The sequence below is a fragment of the Bacillus sp. AC266 genome (assembly GCF_979253805.1).
Genome location: NZ_CEEDEC010000002.1, coordinates 122699 through 139708 on the forward strand (window position 1 = coordinate 122699; position 17010 = coordinate 139708).

16 protein-coding genes are annotated in these 17010 nt (G+C 39.9%); 9 read left to right on the top strand and 7 right to left on the bottom strand.

Going from position 1 to position 17010, the window contains the following annotated elements; genetic code table 11:
• The first annotated feature begins 46 nt into the window (after window positions 1–46).
• Window positions 47–2455, top strand: a complete 2409-nt coding sequence (gene leuS, locus AC0IXC_RS08100) for a leucine--tRNA ligase (protein ID WP_113770940.1) — start codon at window positions 47–49, stop codon at window positions 2453–2455.
• A gap of 27 nt (window positions 2456–2482) precedes the next feature.
• On the opposite strand, the gene AC0IXC_RS08105 is transcribed toward leuS, so the two are convergent.
• Entirely contained in the window at window positions 2483–2911 is a 429-nt protein-coding gene (locus AC0IXC_RS08105) for a GNAT family N-acetyltransferase (protein ID WP_098636411.1), read from the bottom strand.
• 158 nt (window positions 2912–3069) lie between these two features.
• On the opposite strand from AC0IXC_RS08105, the gene AC0IXC_RS08110 reads away from it, so the two are divergent.
• On the top strand, window positions 3070–4071 hold the full coding sequence (locus tag AC0IXC_RS08110) for a VrrB protein (RefSeq protein ID WP_471652813.1): 1002 nt from the start codon (window positions 3070–3072) through the stop codon (window positions 4069–4071).
• Window positions 4072–4115: 44 nt separating this feature from the next.
• Here the strand turns inward: AC0IXC_RS08110 and AC0IXC_RS08115 are convergent, their stop codons facing one another.
• The 5 genes from AC0IXC_RS08115 to AC0IXC_RS08135 form a co-directional block, all read right to left on the bottom strand.
• Window positions 4116–4538: a pyrophosphohydrolase domain-containing protein gene (locus tag AC0IXC_RS08115; RefSeq protein WP_002034433.1), complete on the bottom strand. Its 423-nt coding sequence runs from the start codon at window positions 4536–4538 to the stop codon at window positions 4116–4118.
• A 98-nt stretch (window positions 4539–4636) separates the two neighbouring features.
• Window positions 4637–4822 (bottom strand): hypothetical protein, encoded by a 186-nt coding sequence (locus AC0IXC_RS08120; protein ID WP_002129504.1) that lies wholly within the window; start codon window positions 4820–4822, stop codon window positions 4637–4639.
• Window positions 4823–4914: 92 nt separating this feature from the next.
• Window positions 4915–5994 (bottom strand): Ger(x)C family spore germination protein, encoded by a 1080-nt coding sequence (locus tag AC0IXC_RS08125; RefSeq protein WP_326997190.1) that lies wholly within the window; start codon window positions 5992–5994, stop codon window positions 4915–4917.
• Window positions 5970–7064, bottom strand: coding sequence for a spore germination protein (locus tag AC0IXC_RS08130; RefSeq protein ID WP_326997189.1), 1095 nt, complete (start codon window positions 7062–7064; stop codon window positions 5970–5972). The genes AC0IXC_RS08125 and AC0IXC_RS08130 overlap by 25 nt, the downstream gene beginning before the upstream one ends.
• Before the next feature lie 16 nt (window positions 7065–7080).
• A complete protein-coding gene (locus tag AC0IXC_RS08135) occupies window positions 7081–9285 on the bottom strand; it encodes a spore germination protein (protein ID WP_341087233.1) in 2205 nt (734 codons plus the stop codon).
• Between the two features lie 152 nt (window positions 9286–9437).
• On the opposite strand from AC0IXC_RS08135, the gene AC0IXC_RS08140 reads away from it, so the two are divergent.
• Window positions 9438–10562 (top strand): homoserine O-acetyltransferase family protein, encoded by a 1125-nt coding sequence (locus tag AC0IXC_RS08140; protein ID WP_061689112.1) that lies wholly within the window; start codon window positions 9438–9440, stop codon window positions 10560–10562.
• Window positions 10563–10610: 48 nt separating this feature from the next.
• On the opposite strand, the gene AC0IXC_RS08145 is transcribed toward AC0IXC_RS08140, so the two are convergent.
• Window positions 10611–10793 carry a hypothetical protein gene (locus tag AC0IXC_RS08145; protein WP_002015640.1) on the bottom strand — a complete coding sequence of 61 codons (183 nt, stop codon included), beginning with the start codon at window positions 10791–10793 and terminating at the stop codon, window positions 10611–10613.
• Between the two features lie 199 nt (window positions 10794–10992).
• On the opposite strand from AC0IXC_RS08145, the gene AC0IXC_RS08150 reads away from it, so the two are divergent.
• The 6 genes from AC0IXC_RS08150 to AC0IXC_RS08175 all read left to right on the top strand — a co-directional run bounded on the left by AC0IXC_RS08150 (window position 10993) and on the right by AC0IXC_RS08175 (window position 16984).
• Window positions 10993–11298 (top strand): rhodanese-like domain-containing protein, encoded by a 306-nt coding sequence (locus tag AC0IXC_RS08150; RefSeq protein WP_000141214.1) that lies wholly within the window; start codon window positions 10993–10995, stop codon window positions 11296–11298.
• A gap of 76 nt (window positions 11299–11374) precedes the next feature.
• Entirely contained in the window at window positions 11375–11599 is a 225-nt protein-coding gene (locus AC0IXC_RS08155) for a spore germination protein (protein WP_000512595.1), read from the top strand.
• 20 nt (window positions 11600–11619) lie between these two features.
• Window positions 11620–11943 (top strand): hypothetical protein, encoded by a 324-nt coding sequence (locus AC0IXC_RS08160; protein WP_471652814.1) that lies wholly within the window; start codon window positions 11620–11622, stop codon window positions 11941–11943.
• Window positions 11944–12064: 121 nt separating this feature from the next.
• Window positions 12065–14743, top strand: coding sequence for a BclA-related collagen-like exosporium protein (locus AC0IXC_RS08165; RefSeq protein WP_471652815.1), 2679 nt, complete (start codon window positions 12065–12067; stop codon window positions 14741–14743).
• A gap of 197 nt (window positions 14744–14940) precedes the next feature.
• Window positions 14941–15954: a GTP 3',8-cyclase MoaA gene (moaA, locus tag AC0IXC_RS08170; protein ID WP_002138702.1), complete on the top strand. Its 1014-nt coding sequence runs from the start codon at window positions 14941–14943 to the stop codon at window positions 15952–15954.
• Window positions 15955–15970: 16 nt separating this feature from the next.
• Window positions 15971–16984 carry a molybdopterin-synthase adenylyltransferase MoeB gene (locus tag AC0IXC_RS08175; protein WP_002067678.1) on the top strand — a complete coding sequence of 338 codons (1014 nt, stop codon included), beginning with the start codon at window positions 15971–15973 and terminating at the stop codon, window positions 16982–16984.
• Window positions 16985–17010 lie beyond the last annotated feature (26 nt).

Consider the following 17010-nt stretch of genomic DNA (forward strand, 5'->3'; position numbering starts at 1 on the left):
GTATTTTGGGCGGTGAAAATAAATAGAATTTCAAGGAGGGTATCTCATGAGCTTTAATCATCAAGAAATTGAGAAGAAGTGGCAAGGGCATTGGGAAGAGAATAAAACATTCCGTACGCCAGATGAAACAGAAAAACCAAAATTTTATGCACTAGATATGTTCCCATATCCATCAGGTGCAGGCTTACACGTAGGTCATCCAGAAGGTTATACAGCGACAGATATTTTATCTCGTATGAAGCGTATGCAAGGATATAACGTTCTTCATCCAATGGGATGGGATGCATTCGGTCTTCCAGCAGAGCAATATGCACTTGATACTGGGAACAGCCCGGCTGAATTTACAGAGCTTAATATTAATACGTTCCGTAATCAAATTAAAGCATTAGGCTTCTCTTACGATTGGGATCGTGAAGTAAATACAACAGATCCAACCTACTACAAGTGGACACAATGGATCTTCCTAAAACTATTTGAAAAAGGTTTAGCTTACGTTGATGAAGTACCTGTAAACTGGTGCCCAGCACTTGGTACAGTACTTGCAAACGAAGAAATCATTGACGGTAAGAGTGAGCGCGGTGGACATCCAGTTGAGCGTCGTCCGATGAGACAGTGGATGTTAAAAATTACAGCTTACGGAGATCGTCTATTAGCAGATCTAGATGAGCTTGATTGGCCAGAAAGCTTAAAAGATATGCAGCGTAACTGGATTGGTCGTTCTGAAGGTGCAGAAGTACACTTCAACATCGACGGTACAGATGAGAAGTTCACAGTTTTCACAACGCGCCCTGATACACTATTTGGTGCAACATACTGTGTACTTGCTCCGGAACATGCACTTGTTGCTGACATTACAACAGCAGAACAAAAAGAAGCTGTAGAAGCTTACATTAATTCTGTAAAAATGAAGAGTGACCTAGAGCGTACAGAACTTGCGAAAGAGAAAACTGGTGTATTCACTGGTGCTTACGCAGTTAACCCAGTAAATGGTGAGAAGTTACCAATCTGGATCGCTGACTATGTTCTTGCAACTTACGGAACAGGTGCTGTAATGGCGGTTCCAGCTCACGATGAGCGTGACTATGAATTCGCATCAATGTTCAATATTCCAATGAAGGAAGTTGTAAAAGGCGGAGACATTACGAAAGAAGCGTACACAGGTGGTGGTGCACACGTAAACTCAGCATTCCTTGATGGTTTAAATAAAGAAGAAGCAATTGTAAAAATGATTGAATGGCTTGAAGTAACAAGCGCAGGAAATCAAAAAGTAACATACCGTCTACGTGACTGGTTATTTAGCCGTCAACGTTACTGGGGTGAGCCAATTCCAGTAATCCATTGGGAAGATGGCACAATGACAGCTGTGAAAGAAGAAGAATTACCATTAGTTCTTCCGAAAACAGAAAACATTCGTCCTTCAGGTACAGGTGAGTCACCACTTGCAAACATTGAAGAGTGGGTAAATGTTGTTGATCCTGAAACTGGTAAAAAAGGTCGTCGTGAAACAAATACAATGCCACAATGGGCTGGTAGCTGCTGGTACTACCTACGCTACATCGATCCAAACAACAGCGAAGCACTTGTAGATCCTGAAAAAGTAAAACAATGGCTTCCAGTTGATATTTATATCGGCGGAGCAGAGCACGCTGTACTTCACTTACTATATGCTCGTTTCTGGCATAAAGTATTATATGATATCGGTGTAGTTCCAACGAAAGAACCGTTCCAACAATTATTCAACCAAGGTATGATCTTAGGTGAAAATAACGAGAAAATGAGTAAATCAAAAGGTAACGTTGTAAATCCTGATGATATTGTAGCAAGCCACGGTGCAGACACACTTCGTCTATACGAAATGTTCATGGGACCATTAGACGCTTCAATCGCTTGGTCTGAAAATGGTCTTGACGGAGCTCGCCGCTTCCTAGACCGCGTATGGCGCCTATTCATTCAAGATAACGGTGAATTAAGTGAGAAAATCACTGATGCACCAAATAAAGAGCTTGAAAAAGCTTACCACCAAACAGTGAAGAAAGTTACAGAAGACTATGCAGAGCTTCGCTTCAACACAGCGATTTCTCAAATGATGGTATTCATCAACGATGCATACAAAGCTGAAACACTTCCGAAAGAATATGTAGAAGGTTTCGTAAAAATGATTGCACCAGTTGCACCTCACATCGGGGAAGAACTATGGAGCAAACTTGGATACAGTGAAACAATCACATATGCAAGCTGGCCAACATTTGATGAGTCTAAACTTGTAGAAGATGAAGTTGAAATCGTTGTTCAAATTATGGGCAAAGTTCGCACAAAACTAACAATGAGTAAAGACGCATCAAAAGAAGAAATGGAACAACTTGCACTTGAGGCAATCAAAGAACAAATTGAAGGAAAAACAGTTCGTAAAGTAATTGTTGTTCCTGGAAAACTTGTTAACGTTGTTGCAAACTAATTAATTATTAATAAAAGCTCAGAGCGTTTATGCTCTGAGCTTTTTTGCGTGAAAAATAAGCTCAGGATCACCTTCATCTAAGTTTTCGATCATTCCACTACGCATAAATCCATTTGCTTTAAAAACTTTTTGCATATTTGTATTCGATTTGTTCGTTGAAGAAAATATTTTTTGAGTAGGAGAATGTCTTAACATATATGAGATTAATGAGCTTGCATGACCTTGTCTTCTTTTCGTTGGCGAAACAATGATTAATGAGAGGAAAGTATAACCAAAGAAATTTGTATCGTATGTTAGAAAACCAGAAATGGAATTGTCCTCTTTTGCAATGATGCAGGTTCCTTCATCAATAGCGTGTTTAATATAATCTCGTCTACTATCGTCTCCGATTAGATCAACATCTATATGTAAGATTGAATCTAAATCGTCGATGGAAGCTTTTGCTATGTTCTCCAATGGAAATGCCCCCTTTGAAAAAATAATCAGTTAATTTAGTTTATCATGAATGAAGAACGAAGAAAAAGGCGCGGAATTCCCATATAGACAAACACCTATTCTTCTATAGAAAATATGATAAAAAAGGTAGGTTAAATTGAACAGAAGAGGTGAAAGGAATGAAAGGGATGGACAATAATGCACCACATGGCTTCTTCGGAGGTGGATCGGATAGTTATGGACAAATGATGTTCATGGGAGGAGATGGTCAACACGGATATGGCGGAATTCCAAGTTGGATGGGAGGAGCAGCTGGAGGATTTCCGACGTCAGTGGCGGGTGTACAAACAGGATTTCCAACGTCAGTAGCTGGAGCGCAAACAGGATTTCCGGCACTAGTAGGAGGTGCACAAGGAGGAGTTCCTGTAGGTATGCCAACTACATTCCCATCTTTCGTTGGCGGTGTACAAACAGGATTTCCTGTACCTGGCGTTGGTGTTGTAGCAGGTGGGATCGGCGGCTTTCCTCAAGGTGTTCACGGTCATCATGTGCATCATGAGCATCACGGTCATCACGGTCATCATGTACATCATGAGCATCACGGTCATCATCAACAACACGGCCATCATCAGCATCATGGCCATCATCAACAACAAGTACATCATCATGGTCATCATCAAATTCATCCGCAGGCTGTCCTTTATCAAACACATCATCATGGTCACCAAGGCCAGCATCAACACCATGGTCATCATGGTCACCAAGGCCAGCATCAACACCACGGTCATCATGGTCATCATCAACACCACGGCCACCATCAGCAACAAGTACATCACCAAGGTCATCATCAAATTCACCCGCAGGCTGTCCTTTATCAAACTCATCAAGGTCAACATCATCACCAAGGCCAACAGCATCACCAAGGCCAACATCATCACCAAGGTCAACACCATCACCAAGGTCAACACCATCATCAAGGCCAACACCATCACCAAGGCCAACAGCATCATCAAGGTCAACAGCATCATCAAGGTCAACAACAACATCAAGGTCAACAACAATACCAGCAGTATCAGCAGCAACAACAGCCTTGGGCAGGTGGAATTGGAGCAGGGACGGCAGCAGGAGCAGCAGCTGGTACTGCAGGAGCAGCAGGACACGCGGGACACGTGGGTCATTAATAGACCAAAGGAAAAAAGACATAATAAAAAACTGCTAGGAGATCCTAGCAGTTTTTTTCTGCCTCTTGACGTTGGCGTTCGATTTCCGCACGAAGTTGTGGTTCCGGTGCTTGCCATCCTTCTGGTTTCATAATTTTGCCGTCGCCCTCGCGGAATCGAGGCTTTCCATCAGGGAATAGTTTTGCCATGTTAGCATTGTTTACAATTTCGAATCCTTTATCTGGACGTACGCCCATTTCTGCAAACGTTCCGAATGCAAAGTAAATAAGGTCAATAAGTGCATCATATTGATCTTCAACAGTTGTTGCTTCTAGAAATTCTTCTAGCTCTTCTTGCATAAAGCTAGCACGAATTTTTGCACGCTCTTCTGTTAGTTTTGTTGGAGTACTTGTCACAGGATGTCCGAATTCTTCATGCATTTTTGCAACAAGTTCGTATCCTTTATCTAAACCTTTTTCGTTTGTCATGTTGTTTCATCCTTTCTTACGTTATGCCGAATTTTATTGTAACATAAGGTAGTTATTAAATAAAAAGAACATCTTATGAGAAATAAGATGTTCGCTCGTTATTCTTCTTTCTTAATTAAAACGGATAAAATAAGATCGATGCCAAACATTCCGATGAGTAGCATTGGTATAACTACAAGTAAATAACGTGTGAAAGAAACATTTTTTAAGTATGTATGAGCAAATAAAAAGACGCCGAGAAATAAAATACCATTTAAAATAGGCTTTACTAATTTTTTAGACATAAGCTCCCCCGTAAATATCCCTTTTCTCTATTTAAAAATAAAAACTCCCCTCTCCGTTGTACCATGCCAGAGAGGGGAGTTCAATCGTTAACTTATTCAATCACACCAGAATTTGTAATATTTATGGTGTATTTTATGTTAACAGGGACATCTTTGTACATTTTTTTCCACTCTTCTAATTTAAATGGACGATAATGTTGCTTATATTTAGCTCCTAGCCCGAGAGGATCGACGCCTAAAGATTTGAATTGCTTAATTAATTTGTTACCTTCTATATCCAATTGTTTTTGGACGGCCTTCTCAATCTTTTTTGTGTTCTTTGCATTTTCTAAGTTAATTTGTTTCGATACTTCTTGAATACGAGCATCAAGCTTAACATGAATGGAAAAAGAAGGCTTTCCATTTTTTATTTTTATATCGTATGTTGGAACAGAACGAATATTATTAATCATTACGTACCCAGGAGTTGCTTTAAATTCATGTGAATCCAACTTATGTTTCTCTAAAAGTCCTTTGAATATAAACATATCTTTTTCCGCAATTTTACCAACATATTTATCCTTTTTAAAAAGGCCAATTCCAATGACTTTTATTTTATCACCATGCTTTTTTAAAATTGGAATATAGTAGTCTTGTCCTTCTCGATAATAACGGAATGCTCCTAAATGCAGGTTATCTTTTGGTAGAGGACCAGTTTCCATATTATGTTCTAGCATTTTTTTTATATAAATGGCAACGTTGGATGAAGTCGTGTACTTTCCTTTTAAAAGTTCAGTGCCATTACCTTCAAGTAAAGCAACATATAAGGCATTCCCAATGTTTACATCGCGAATTAATGTATCGAAGGAAGCAACCATTCCTTTCTTGGCAATTCTGGTGGTGAATAGAGCAACACGCATTTGTCCGCTAGCGAATGGTTGAGAAGATTCTAAAGATGTATCTGCTTTTACTTGTTTTACAGCATTTGCCGTACCTTCAAAAACTTGAACTTTGTTACCTTTTTGCTGAATAGGACAAACAAATGTCACTTTTACTTTATTATCTTTTGCTACATCAAAGACAGTTCCTTGGATAAGGTGTACGTCATCGATAATATTCTTTTGTAAACACCCAGTTAGACTAAAGAGTGTTATGCAAGAAATGAGTATTAATTTGCTTTTGATTTTTTCCATTTTCTTTTCACCCACACAATAATAAATAGGATTGGGATGTATACATAAATGAGCCAAAAACTAACTTTTGATGCGTTACTAATAAAATTATTAATATCGTGCCTGTTTGTTAAAAGTTGTGAAACAATGAGAGTGATAAAGATGAAAGCGATTAGAACACCTCTTTGTTTTACACGGAATATTTCGTGAGTTGCTCTCGTTGCCGACCATAAAGGAAGGATAAAGCTTGTAATAATAACGAGTGCATAAGCTGAAATTGCAATATATTCTAGCCTTTCTATGAATGGTAATTGAATGACTTGGGTCATAGAAAGTTGGGACCATATTGTTTTTAATAATTGTTTTTCACTAAAAAACGCAAAGGCTAAAAGGGTACTAAATAAATATAGTAGGTTTGAAAATAGTGCCCCATATTGAGCGAATTTATGAGATTGTTTAGGGTTTTTCACAAATGGATAAACCATGAGGTAAACCTCAAAACCGGTCATACTGTAGATTGACAGTTGAGCGGCTTTTAAAATATCTGAAAAAGAATGTGTGAATATAGGGAGTAAATTAGGCCAATGAGAGTATTTCAAAACGAATAGGCTAAGAAATAAATATCCTAATGTACCACCAACTGAGATGACACAAATGCCGGTAATTACACGAAATCCAGAAGAGATAATGTAATAGCTAACTAAGCATAAAAATAGTGTTAACATCCAAGTGGAAGCGGTAGGAAACATCCACACTTGAATAATTTCAACGTATGTTCGAATGACGGAAATACTGACGATTAAAAAATAAGCAGCAAAGATGATATTAATGCCGTTTCCTAGCCACTTTCCAAATGTTTGCCGATGTAAGTCGATTAAATTCCCGTTTGTTTCTTTTAATAAGAAATACATCATCCATATAAGAATATGGATACAGATTCCTGTGATTAGAACACCCATCCAGCCGTCGTATCCAGCGGCTTTTGCAATGATTCGAGCGAATCCGAGAACACCAGCACCAAATTGTGCACCGTGAATTAAAAAGAAAACGAAGACGGGTGATATTTGGTGTTCTGCTTTAATTTTACTCATCGATGCACCTCATTTCTTAATCATCAAAATCTGACGTATGTTTTGTAGAAATTCCATTAGTTGCTTTCTTTACGTGTTGCGGTCTTGCTTGAACATCTCGAGTATCAATCATTGTTAATGGAAAACGAATCCAAGAATCTTTAAAGGATTGTTGTCTCGTTGGATAAAAGAGAGCGTACGGCTTACGTAAAGAAGTAAGTCTAAACAAATGGGTAAATAAAAAGATAAATCCAAGAGATATACCGAAGAGCCCACCTATTTCTGCAAATGCGAGAAATGGGAAACGTAGTAAACGAACGGCGTTACCCATTTTATAAATGGGCGTAATAAAGGAAGCTAACGCTGATAAAGCAACGATAATTAATAAAATATTACTCGTTAAACCAGCTTGTACAGATGCTTGCCCAATTACAATACCGCCTACAATACCTAGTGTTTGTCCAACTTTCATTGGTAATCGCGCGCCAGCTTCTCTTAATAAATCAATGGCTAATTCTAAAAAGAGCGCCTCGATTAAAGGTGGGAAGGGTACTTGTGCCCTTGATAAAATCAATGTTTCAAGCAAATCACTTGGAATGAGCTCGTAATGATAATTTAAAATAGCGACATATAGCGGTGTGGCACAAATTGAGAATAGAACTGCGATAAGGCGTAATATTCTTGAAAATGTCGCGTATAGCCAAGATACGTTATAGTCTTCTGGTGAAATGAAAAAATCGAAATATGATACAGGCGTTAATAGGACACTTGGAGAACCATCAACAAAAATAGCGATTTTTCCATCAATAAGTGCTTTTGTGACTCTATCAGTGCGTTCTGTATTTATATAGAGAGGAAAAATTGACTTTTCACCCATTAATTCCTGTATATAAGCACTATCGTTAATTTGATCATATTCAAGAGCTCGAAGTGATTCTTCTAGAAAGTCTACATTATCTTTTTCGGCAAGGTTGTCTAAATACATCATGACAACCTTTGTTTTTGAAAACTCTCCAATAATCATCTCTTTTGTGTGTAAATCTAAAACAGGAAGGCGTTTTCGTACTAAATTAATATTCGTATCAATATCCTCTACGAAGCCTTCTTGAGGTCCGATAACAGTTGATTCATTTAATGGAGGAGTTGGTGCACGATAATTATCAATTGCAATATTTGCAAGCATACACTTTTGATCTTGCTGATTTAATTGAATAATTGCATGTCCTTTTAAAACCATGTCCTCAATTTTTTGTAAGTCATTCGTAATTGTAATACCACTCATCGGAATATGTTCTTTTAATTCTTCTAATGGAGCGCAAGGACGTTCCATTAGAGTAGGCATTAAATACTTTTGCAATTTCTCACCATCAAGTGAAGGACGATAGTAAGAAATCCAATAAGGCATCGTGTCATCGTCAGATGTATGGTAATTAACAAAGTCACTAGACTGTTTCATCTTCTCTATTAAATCTTGTAGAGAATGAATATGGTCACTTTCTGGTTTGCTAAAGTCATAAATGCTGTTACTTCCTGAGCTTTGCTGTTTGTTTTGAGAAGTATCATCTTGCTTAGAATTTTGCTGCTTGTTTTGAGAAGTATCATCTTGCTTAGAATTTTGCTGTTTGTCTTGAGAAGAATCACCTTGTTTAGAACTTTGCTGTTTGTCTTGAGAAGAATCATCTTGTTTAGAACTTTGCTGTTTGTCTTGAGAAGAGTCCTCTTGTTTAGAACCTTGCTGTTTGTTTTGAGAAGAATCCTCTTGCTTAGAACTTTGTTGTTTGTTTTGAGAATTATCATCTTGTTTAGAGTTTTGCTGTTTGTCTTGAGAAGAATCCTCTTGTTTAGAACTTTGCTGTTTGTCTTGAGAAGAGTCCTCTTGTTTAGAACCTTGCTGTTTGTTTTGAGAATTATCCTCTTGTTTAGAACTTTGTTGCTTGTTTTGAGAAGAATGCTCTTGTTTAGAATTTTGTTGTTTGTCTTGAGAATTATCATCTTGCTTAGAATTTTGCTGCTTACCTTGAGAATTATCCTCTTGTTTAGAACTTTGCTGCTTACCTTGAGAATTATCCTCTTGTTTAGAACTTTGCTGCTTATTTTGAGAATTATCCTCAGTTTGTTCCGTACTTTTTGGCTCGCCATTCTTATCTTTGTTATGTTCCTTTTGATCATCCGGCTGTTGTTTCGAATCATCTGTCTCTTTTGTATTTGAGTTTTTTTTCTTACGTAACCAATTCCAAATCATATGTATGCCCTCTTTGATCTTGTAATATAGTGCTATTTTGTGGCTAATTTTGTATATTATTCATTTATTTATGAAAAGAAGAAGGAGATTGGTTTGTATAGAAAAAATCCTTTAGTAAGCAGTTCATAATATGACGGGAAGAAGGCGAGTCTGTGCAAATTGTAAAAAAGGAGAAGTTTGTTTTAAAAGAATTTGTGTTTGAAAATGGCAGGGGAATTCCTGTTCAAATGGGGTATGAGACGTATGGCACTTTAAATAGAGAAAGATCAAATGCGATTTTGGTTTGTCACTATTTTAGTGCAACAAGTCATGCGGCAGGAAAATATACAGAGCATGATGAGGAAGCTGGTTGGTGGGATGGATTAATTGGGCCTGGAAAAGCAATTGATACAAATAAATATTTCGTTATATGCACTGATAACCTTTGTAATGTACAGGTGAAGAATCCCTACGTAATTACAACGGGACCAAAATCGATAAATCCGATGACTGGTTTTGAGTATGCGATGGATTTTCCAGTTTTCACATTTTTAGATGTAGCACGTATGCAATATGAGTTAATAAAAGATATGGGGATTGCTAGGCTACATGCTGTAATGGGACCGTCGGCAGGTGGGATGATTGCGCAGCAATGGGCTGTTCACTATCCTCATATGGTAGAGCGAGTGATTGGAGTTATTACGAATCCACAAAATCCAATTATAACGTCGGGAAATGTAGCGCAAAATGCGATTGAAGCAATTCAGCTTGATCCAAACTGGAAAGGTGGAAAGTATGGAGAAGAGCAGCCAACGAAGGGTCTTCATTTAGCAAATCGAATGATGTTTATGAATGCGTTTGATGAACATTTTTATGAAATGGCATTCCCACGGAACAGTATAGAAATGGCACCTTATCAGGAATTTTCTGCATTAACATCATTTGAGAAAGAGATTAATAAAGTGACATGCAAAAGTATAGATTTAGTAGATGCAAATTCGTGGATGTACACTGCGAAAGCAGTCTTATTACATGATATTGCGCATGGATTTTCTTCTTTAGAAGAGGCTCTTTCTAATATAGAAGCGAATGTACTCATGATTCCATGCAAACAAGATTTACTTCAGCCACCTCGTTATAATTATAAAATGGTAGACATTTTGCAAAAACAGGGGAAATATGCAGAAGTATATGAGATAGAAAGTATAAATGGGCATATGGCTGGGGCATTAGATGTTCATTTGTTTGAAAAGAAAGTTTACGAGTTTTTAAATCGGAAAGTATCTAGTTTTGTGTAGGAAATAATTAATGTGGAAAGGTGCATGATTTATAGTAGGCACCTTTTTTTACATGATTTGCAGACGGAAAATATATGAAGCGACTGATAAACCGAAGAAAGCTATACTAAGTAATAGAAATAAGAATGACATTTCTTGAGGGGATTTTATCTTTTTATTATTTTTCATACTAAGAGCAATAACTGCAAAAACTAAGAAAATGATGCCCATAATGAAAAGAAAAAGTGTCATTTTAACTGGCTCCTTTCATCAAACAAGTATATTGAGGATACAATGGGCCAGTTATGTTTGTAAAGAATAAGTTTTGCGGGGAAATTGAGAAATAAATGTTCCATTCTTTGCGTTCCTTCCTTCGCATGCTAAAATTGATGAGAAATGATTGTTTAAAGAAGAAACTGAAGGTTTTATTGTATATAAGGAGGAACTACATATGACAGAAGTAAAAACAATTACTACAGAAGAAGTGCAAGAGCGTTTAGAAAATGGAGAAACATTATTTTTAGTAGATGTAAGGGAAGATGAAGAAGTAGCGGCAGGGAAAATTCCGGAAGCTGTACATATTAAAATGGGCGATATTCCAAATAAAGTAGATTTCTTTGAGAAAGAGAATGAATATATCTTTATTTGCCGTTCGGGAATGCGTAGTGAAAATGTATGCCATTATTTAAATGAGCAAGGATTTAAAACAGTGAATATGGTTGGCGGTATGCTTCAATATGAAGGCGAAACTAAATAAGTAGCTGCAAAAACTTGAAACGAGTCTGTTTCAAGTTTTTTTCTTTTGCATACAGTATACAAAAGGGGGAGGGGAAATGGGAATTAACATGCGTAAAGTAAAAATTATTAATAATACAGGAGCTGTTAATGTCGGCGACTGTTATGATATCTCACCTTTAGCTGTGGCAAAAATATATGCTGGTGCTGGAGGATCGAGTGCGGCTGTGTTTTTAAATGGGAAACGACAGCCAGAAGCTGTGATTAGAACATCAGTGTTTCTTCCGCCATTAGCGACGAGTACACGTACATTAGGTGCATAAAGGAAAGGTAGAGTGTAAGTATGCCTGCACGTATTAAAGAATTTATTATCGTTAATAATACTGGGAATATATTTACAGGTGACAATTTGAGTGATACTTCATTTACTGCTACGAAATCGTATAGTGGTTCAACGGGTTGCACTTGGATTGACGTTGTTACAGTAATAGGGACGGAGACGAAGCTTTGTTTACAACCGGGAGATTCGGTGACGACAACCTATACACGAGGTACCCCTGCTGGTACTGTAACGGGAACAAATATGGGGCAAGGTGCAAATGTGTCGAGTATATCGCAAGCTGTCCCTAATACAGATAATATGGATTCATTTGCTGGACTCCCTTAAGGAATTAAGGGAGTTTTTATTATTTAGAATAAAAATAGTCTTTGAGATTGTTTTTGTAAATACATATTAAGAAGAAGAGGTTTGTTTAAAGTAAAAAAGATGGTGTGTAGGTGGTGAAAGTGTGAAAGAGCGCGATAGACAAAATTCATTAAACTCTAATTTCAGAATTTCACCGAATCTTATTGGACCTACTTTTCCTCCCGTTCCAACGGGATTTACTGGCATTGGGATTACTGGTCCAACCGGTCCACAAGGCCCGACTGGCCCACAAGGACCAAGGGGATTTCAAGGTCCGATGGGGGAGATGGGCCCGACAGGACCTCAAGGAGTGCAAGGGATTCAAGGACCAGCTGGACAAATGGGTGCAACAGGACCAGAAGGACAGCAGGGACCACAAGGATTAAGGGGACCACAGGGAGAAACTGGAGCGACAGGACCTCAAGGAGTGCAAGGGTTACAAGGTCCAATTGGTCCGACCGGAGCGACTGGGGCACAAGGTATACAGGGGATACAGGGATTACAGGGGCCGATTGGAGCTACCGGGCCAGAGGGACCTCAAGGAATTCAAGGAGTGCAAGGGGTACCGGGTGCAACAGGTTCACAAGGAATACAAGGAGCTCAAGGGATACAAGGCCCACAAGGACCGAGTGGAAATACGGGAGCAACAGGAGCGACTGGTCAGGGGATTAGTGGTCCGACTGGAATAACAGGTCCAACAGGGATAACTGGCCCATCTGGAGGACCTCCAGGTCCGACTGGAGCAACAGGTGCGACAGGGCCAGGAGGTGGACCGAGTGGAAGTACAGGTGCGACGGGAGCGACTGGAAATACTGGAGTAACTGGAAGTGCGGGAGTGACTGGAAATACAGGTCCGACTGGAAGTACAGGAGAAACAGGAGCACAGGGCCTGCAAGGAATACAAGGGGTTCAAGGGCCAATTGGACCAACGGGTCCAGAAGGTCCGCAAGGTATTCAAGGTATTCCAGGTCCGACAGGAGTAACTGGTGAACAAGGAATCCAAGGGGTTCAGGGAATTCAAGGGATAACGGGGGCAACTGGAGATCAAGGTCCGCAAGGTATACAAGGGGCCATAGGACCTCAAGGTATAACAGGAGCAACAGGAGATCAAGGCCCACAAGGAATACAAGGGGTACCTGGTCCAACCGGGGACACAGGCTCACAAGGAGTCCAAGGAATTCAAGGGCCAATGGGTGATATAGGACCAACAGGCCCAGAAGGCCCAGAAGGACTTCAGGGTCCGCAAGGAATACAAGGAGTGCCAGGGCCAGCTGGAGCAACAGGTCCAGAGGGCCCACAAGGAATCCAAGGAATTCAAGGACCAATAGGAGTAACAGGTCCAGAAGGTCCACAAGGAATTCAGGGAATACAAGGGATTCAAGGTATAACAGGAGCAACCGGAGCACAAGGAGCAACTGGAGTTCAAGGTGTTCAAGGGAATATAGGAGCAACAGGTCCAGAGGGCCCGCAAGGAGTGCAAGGTACTCAAGGGGATATAGGTCCAACAGGTCCAATGGGTCCACAGGGAGTTCAAGGTATCCAAGGAATTCAAGGACCGACGGGTGCGCAAGGAGTGCAAGGCCCACAAGGAATTCAAGGAATCCAAGGTCCGACAGGAGTAACTGGAGATACGGGTACAACAGGGGTGACAGGGGAAGGAACTACAGGAGCAACTGGAGTAACTGGAGTAACAGGTCCAACAGGTGTAACTGGTCCAACAGGTGGACCAGCCGGACCGACTGGCCCAACAGGTCCATCAGGTCCGACGGGAGTGACAGGTCCATCAGGTGGACCACCTGGTCCGACAGGAGCGACAGGTGTAACGGGAGGAGTAGGAGATACGGGAGCAACTGGAGTAACTGGTGCAACCGGAGCAACGGGGCTGCAGGGTCCACAAGGAATACAAGGAGTACAAGGAGTACAAGGAGACATAGGCCCAACCGGTCCGCAAGGTGTTCAAGGTCCACAAGGGATCCAAGGTATAACTGGAGCAACGGGAGATCAAGGGCCGCAAGGAATTCAAGGCCCGCAAGGAATCCAAGGTCCAACTGGTCCTCAAGGAATCCAAGGAGGTCAAGGCCCACAAGGGATACAAGGGGCAACAGGTGCAACCGGAGCACAAGGCCCACAGGGCATTCAAGGGATACAAGGAGTGCAAGGTCCGACTGGTCCACAAGGCCCAACCGGAATACAAGGTGTGCAAGGAGAAATAGGTCCAACTGGTCCGCAAGGTGTGCAAGGTGTGCAAGGTTTACAAGGTCCACAAGGCCCAACCGGGGACACGGGTCCAACAGGAGCGCAAGGCCCACAAGGAATTCAAGGTCCAACGGGAGCAACAGGAGCCACTGGAGCGACCGGGGTGACTGGAGTTAGTACAACTGCAACGTATTCCTTTGCAAATAATACTTCAGGAAGTGCTATTTCCGTGTTGTTAGGGGGTACGAATATACCATTACCGAACAATCAAAATATTGGACCGGGAATAACAGTTAGTGGTGGAAATACTGTGTTTACCGTTACAAATGCAGGTAATTATTATATAGCCTACACAATTAATATAACGGCAGCTTTACTTGTAAGTTCGCGTATAACTGTAAATGGAAGTCCGCTAGCAGGAACAATAAATTCACCGGCAGTGGCTACAGGTTCATTTAATGCGACAATTATTAGTAATTTAGCTGCGGGCTCTGCTATTAGTTTACAGTTATTTGGATTACTTGCAGTGGCTACATTATCTACGACAACGCCAGGAGCTACTCTAACTATTATTAGATTAAGTTAATAAGCAAAAAAACCTTGGAACTTTTATGTTTCAAGGTTTTTTATCCCTCTATTTGTGGGCTAATAATCAGTGGGGATGGACAAAACCCCCACTGATTAAAGTTTCACTTTATTCACTTGAGCAAAAACATCGCGGTTCAAAAATATATTATAATAGAATGAAGAGAGGTATAAATTTGGCAGAAAGGGAGAGTGGCGATGCAGGAGAAGGTTAAAGATTTTTTCGGACGCCCACTTCAAGATTTACGCATCTCTGTCATTGATCGTTGTAATTTACGGTGTACGTATTGTATGCCAGCGGAAGTGTTTGGTCCTGATTATGCTTTTTTGAAAGATGAGTTTTTACTGACATTTGATGAAATAGAGCGATTAGCAAAAGTATTTGTTAGCATCGGTGTACGGAAAATTAGACTTACTGGTGGCGAACCCTTGCTCCGTAAGGACTTAACAAAACTTATCGAACGTCTCGTGAAAATTGACGGTTTAGTAGATATAGGATTAACGACAAATGCGATTCATTTAACGAAGCAAGCGAAGGCGTTAAAAGAAGCTGGGTTACACCGAGTAAATGTTAGTTTGGATGCGATAGATGATAATGTGTTCCGCGCAATTAATGGCCGGAATATGAATACGAAGCCAGTGTTAAAAGGAATTATGGCAGCGAAAGAAGCAGGCCTTGAAGTGAAAGTAAATATGGTTGTGAAAAAAGGAATGAATGATCATCAAGTACTTCCGGTTGCTACGTATTTTAAAGAACAAGGAATCACGCTTAGATTTATTGAGTTTATGGATGTTGGCAGTACGAATGGATGGAATTTTGATCAAGTTATTACGAAACGAGAATTAATTGATATGATTCATGGGGTGTATCCAATTGAGCCAGCTGAAGCTCATTATTTTGGTGAGGTTGCGAAGCGGTATCGATACGTTGGAACGAATGTAGAGGTTGGTTTTATTACCTCCGTTTCTGAGTCATTTTGTTCTTCTTGTACGAGAGCAAGAATTTCGGCAGATGGAAAGTTTTATACTTGCTTGTTTGCAACAGAAGGAATGGATTTAAGGAAACTTCTGAGGGAGAACCTTTCGGATAATGAGTTATTAAAAGCTATACAATATGTATGGGAGAATAGAAAAGATCGATATTCAGATGAACGGACAGAAGAAAGTGCGAAAAATCGTCCGAAAATTGAAATGTCTTATATAGGAGGATAAGAAAGGGGGATGTCGTATGCAAGAGCGATATTCAAGACAAATGTTATTTTCTGGTGTTGGGGAAGAAGGGCAACGGAAAATAAGAGGGAAGCATGTGCTCGTTATCGGTGCTGGTGCACTCGGAGCAGCGAATGCAGAAGCAATTGTTAGAGCAGGTGTTGGAAAAATAACAATTGCGGATCGTGATTATGTAGAATGGAGTAATTTACAAAGGCAACAATTATATACAGAAGAAGATGCAAAGCATTATAAACCGAAAGCAATAGCGGCAGCAGAACATTTAAAGGCAATTAATTCCGAAGTAGAAATTGTACCGGTTGTGACTGATGTAACGGTGCAAGAAATGGAAGAGTTAATTAAAGGTGTAGATTTAATATTAGATGCGACAGATAATTTTGAAACGCGCCTTCTTATTAATGATATATCGCAGATGTATAACGTTCCGTGGATATACGGAGGATGTGTTGGAAGTTACGGAGTAACTTATACAATCTTGCCAGGAAAAACGCCGTGTTTTCGATGTTTAATGGAACATCCGGCGAGCGGAGCGACATGTGATACGGCCGGTATTATACAGCCAGCAGTGCAATTAGTAGTTGCACATCAAATAACGGAAGCCTTGAAAATATTAGTAGAAGATTTTGAGGCACTTCGTGAAACGATGCTATCATTTGATCTTTGGAATAATCAACAGATGGCATTTAAAGTGAATAGGCAGAAAAAGGATACATGTTTATCCTGTGGAAAGTTACGTACATATCCGAGTTTAACATTTGAAGCACAAACGAAAACAGAAGTATTATGTGGGCGAAATACAGTTCAAATCCGTCCAGGTGTGCGTCAGGGTTTTAATTTAGAGGAAATTAAAAAGCGCTTACAAAAAAGTGTGGATGTAAAAGCAACGCCGTACTTATTATCATTTCCAGTGGAAGAATATCGTTTTGTTTTATTTACAGATGGCAGGGCGTTTATTCATGGTACGAATGATATGAATGTTGCGAAACGACTATATGCAAGATATATAGGTTGAACCTAAAGGGGAATCCTTTAGGTTCA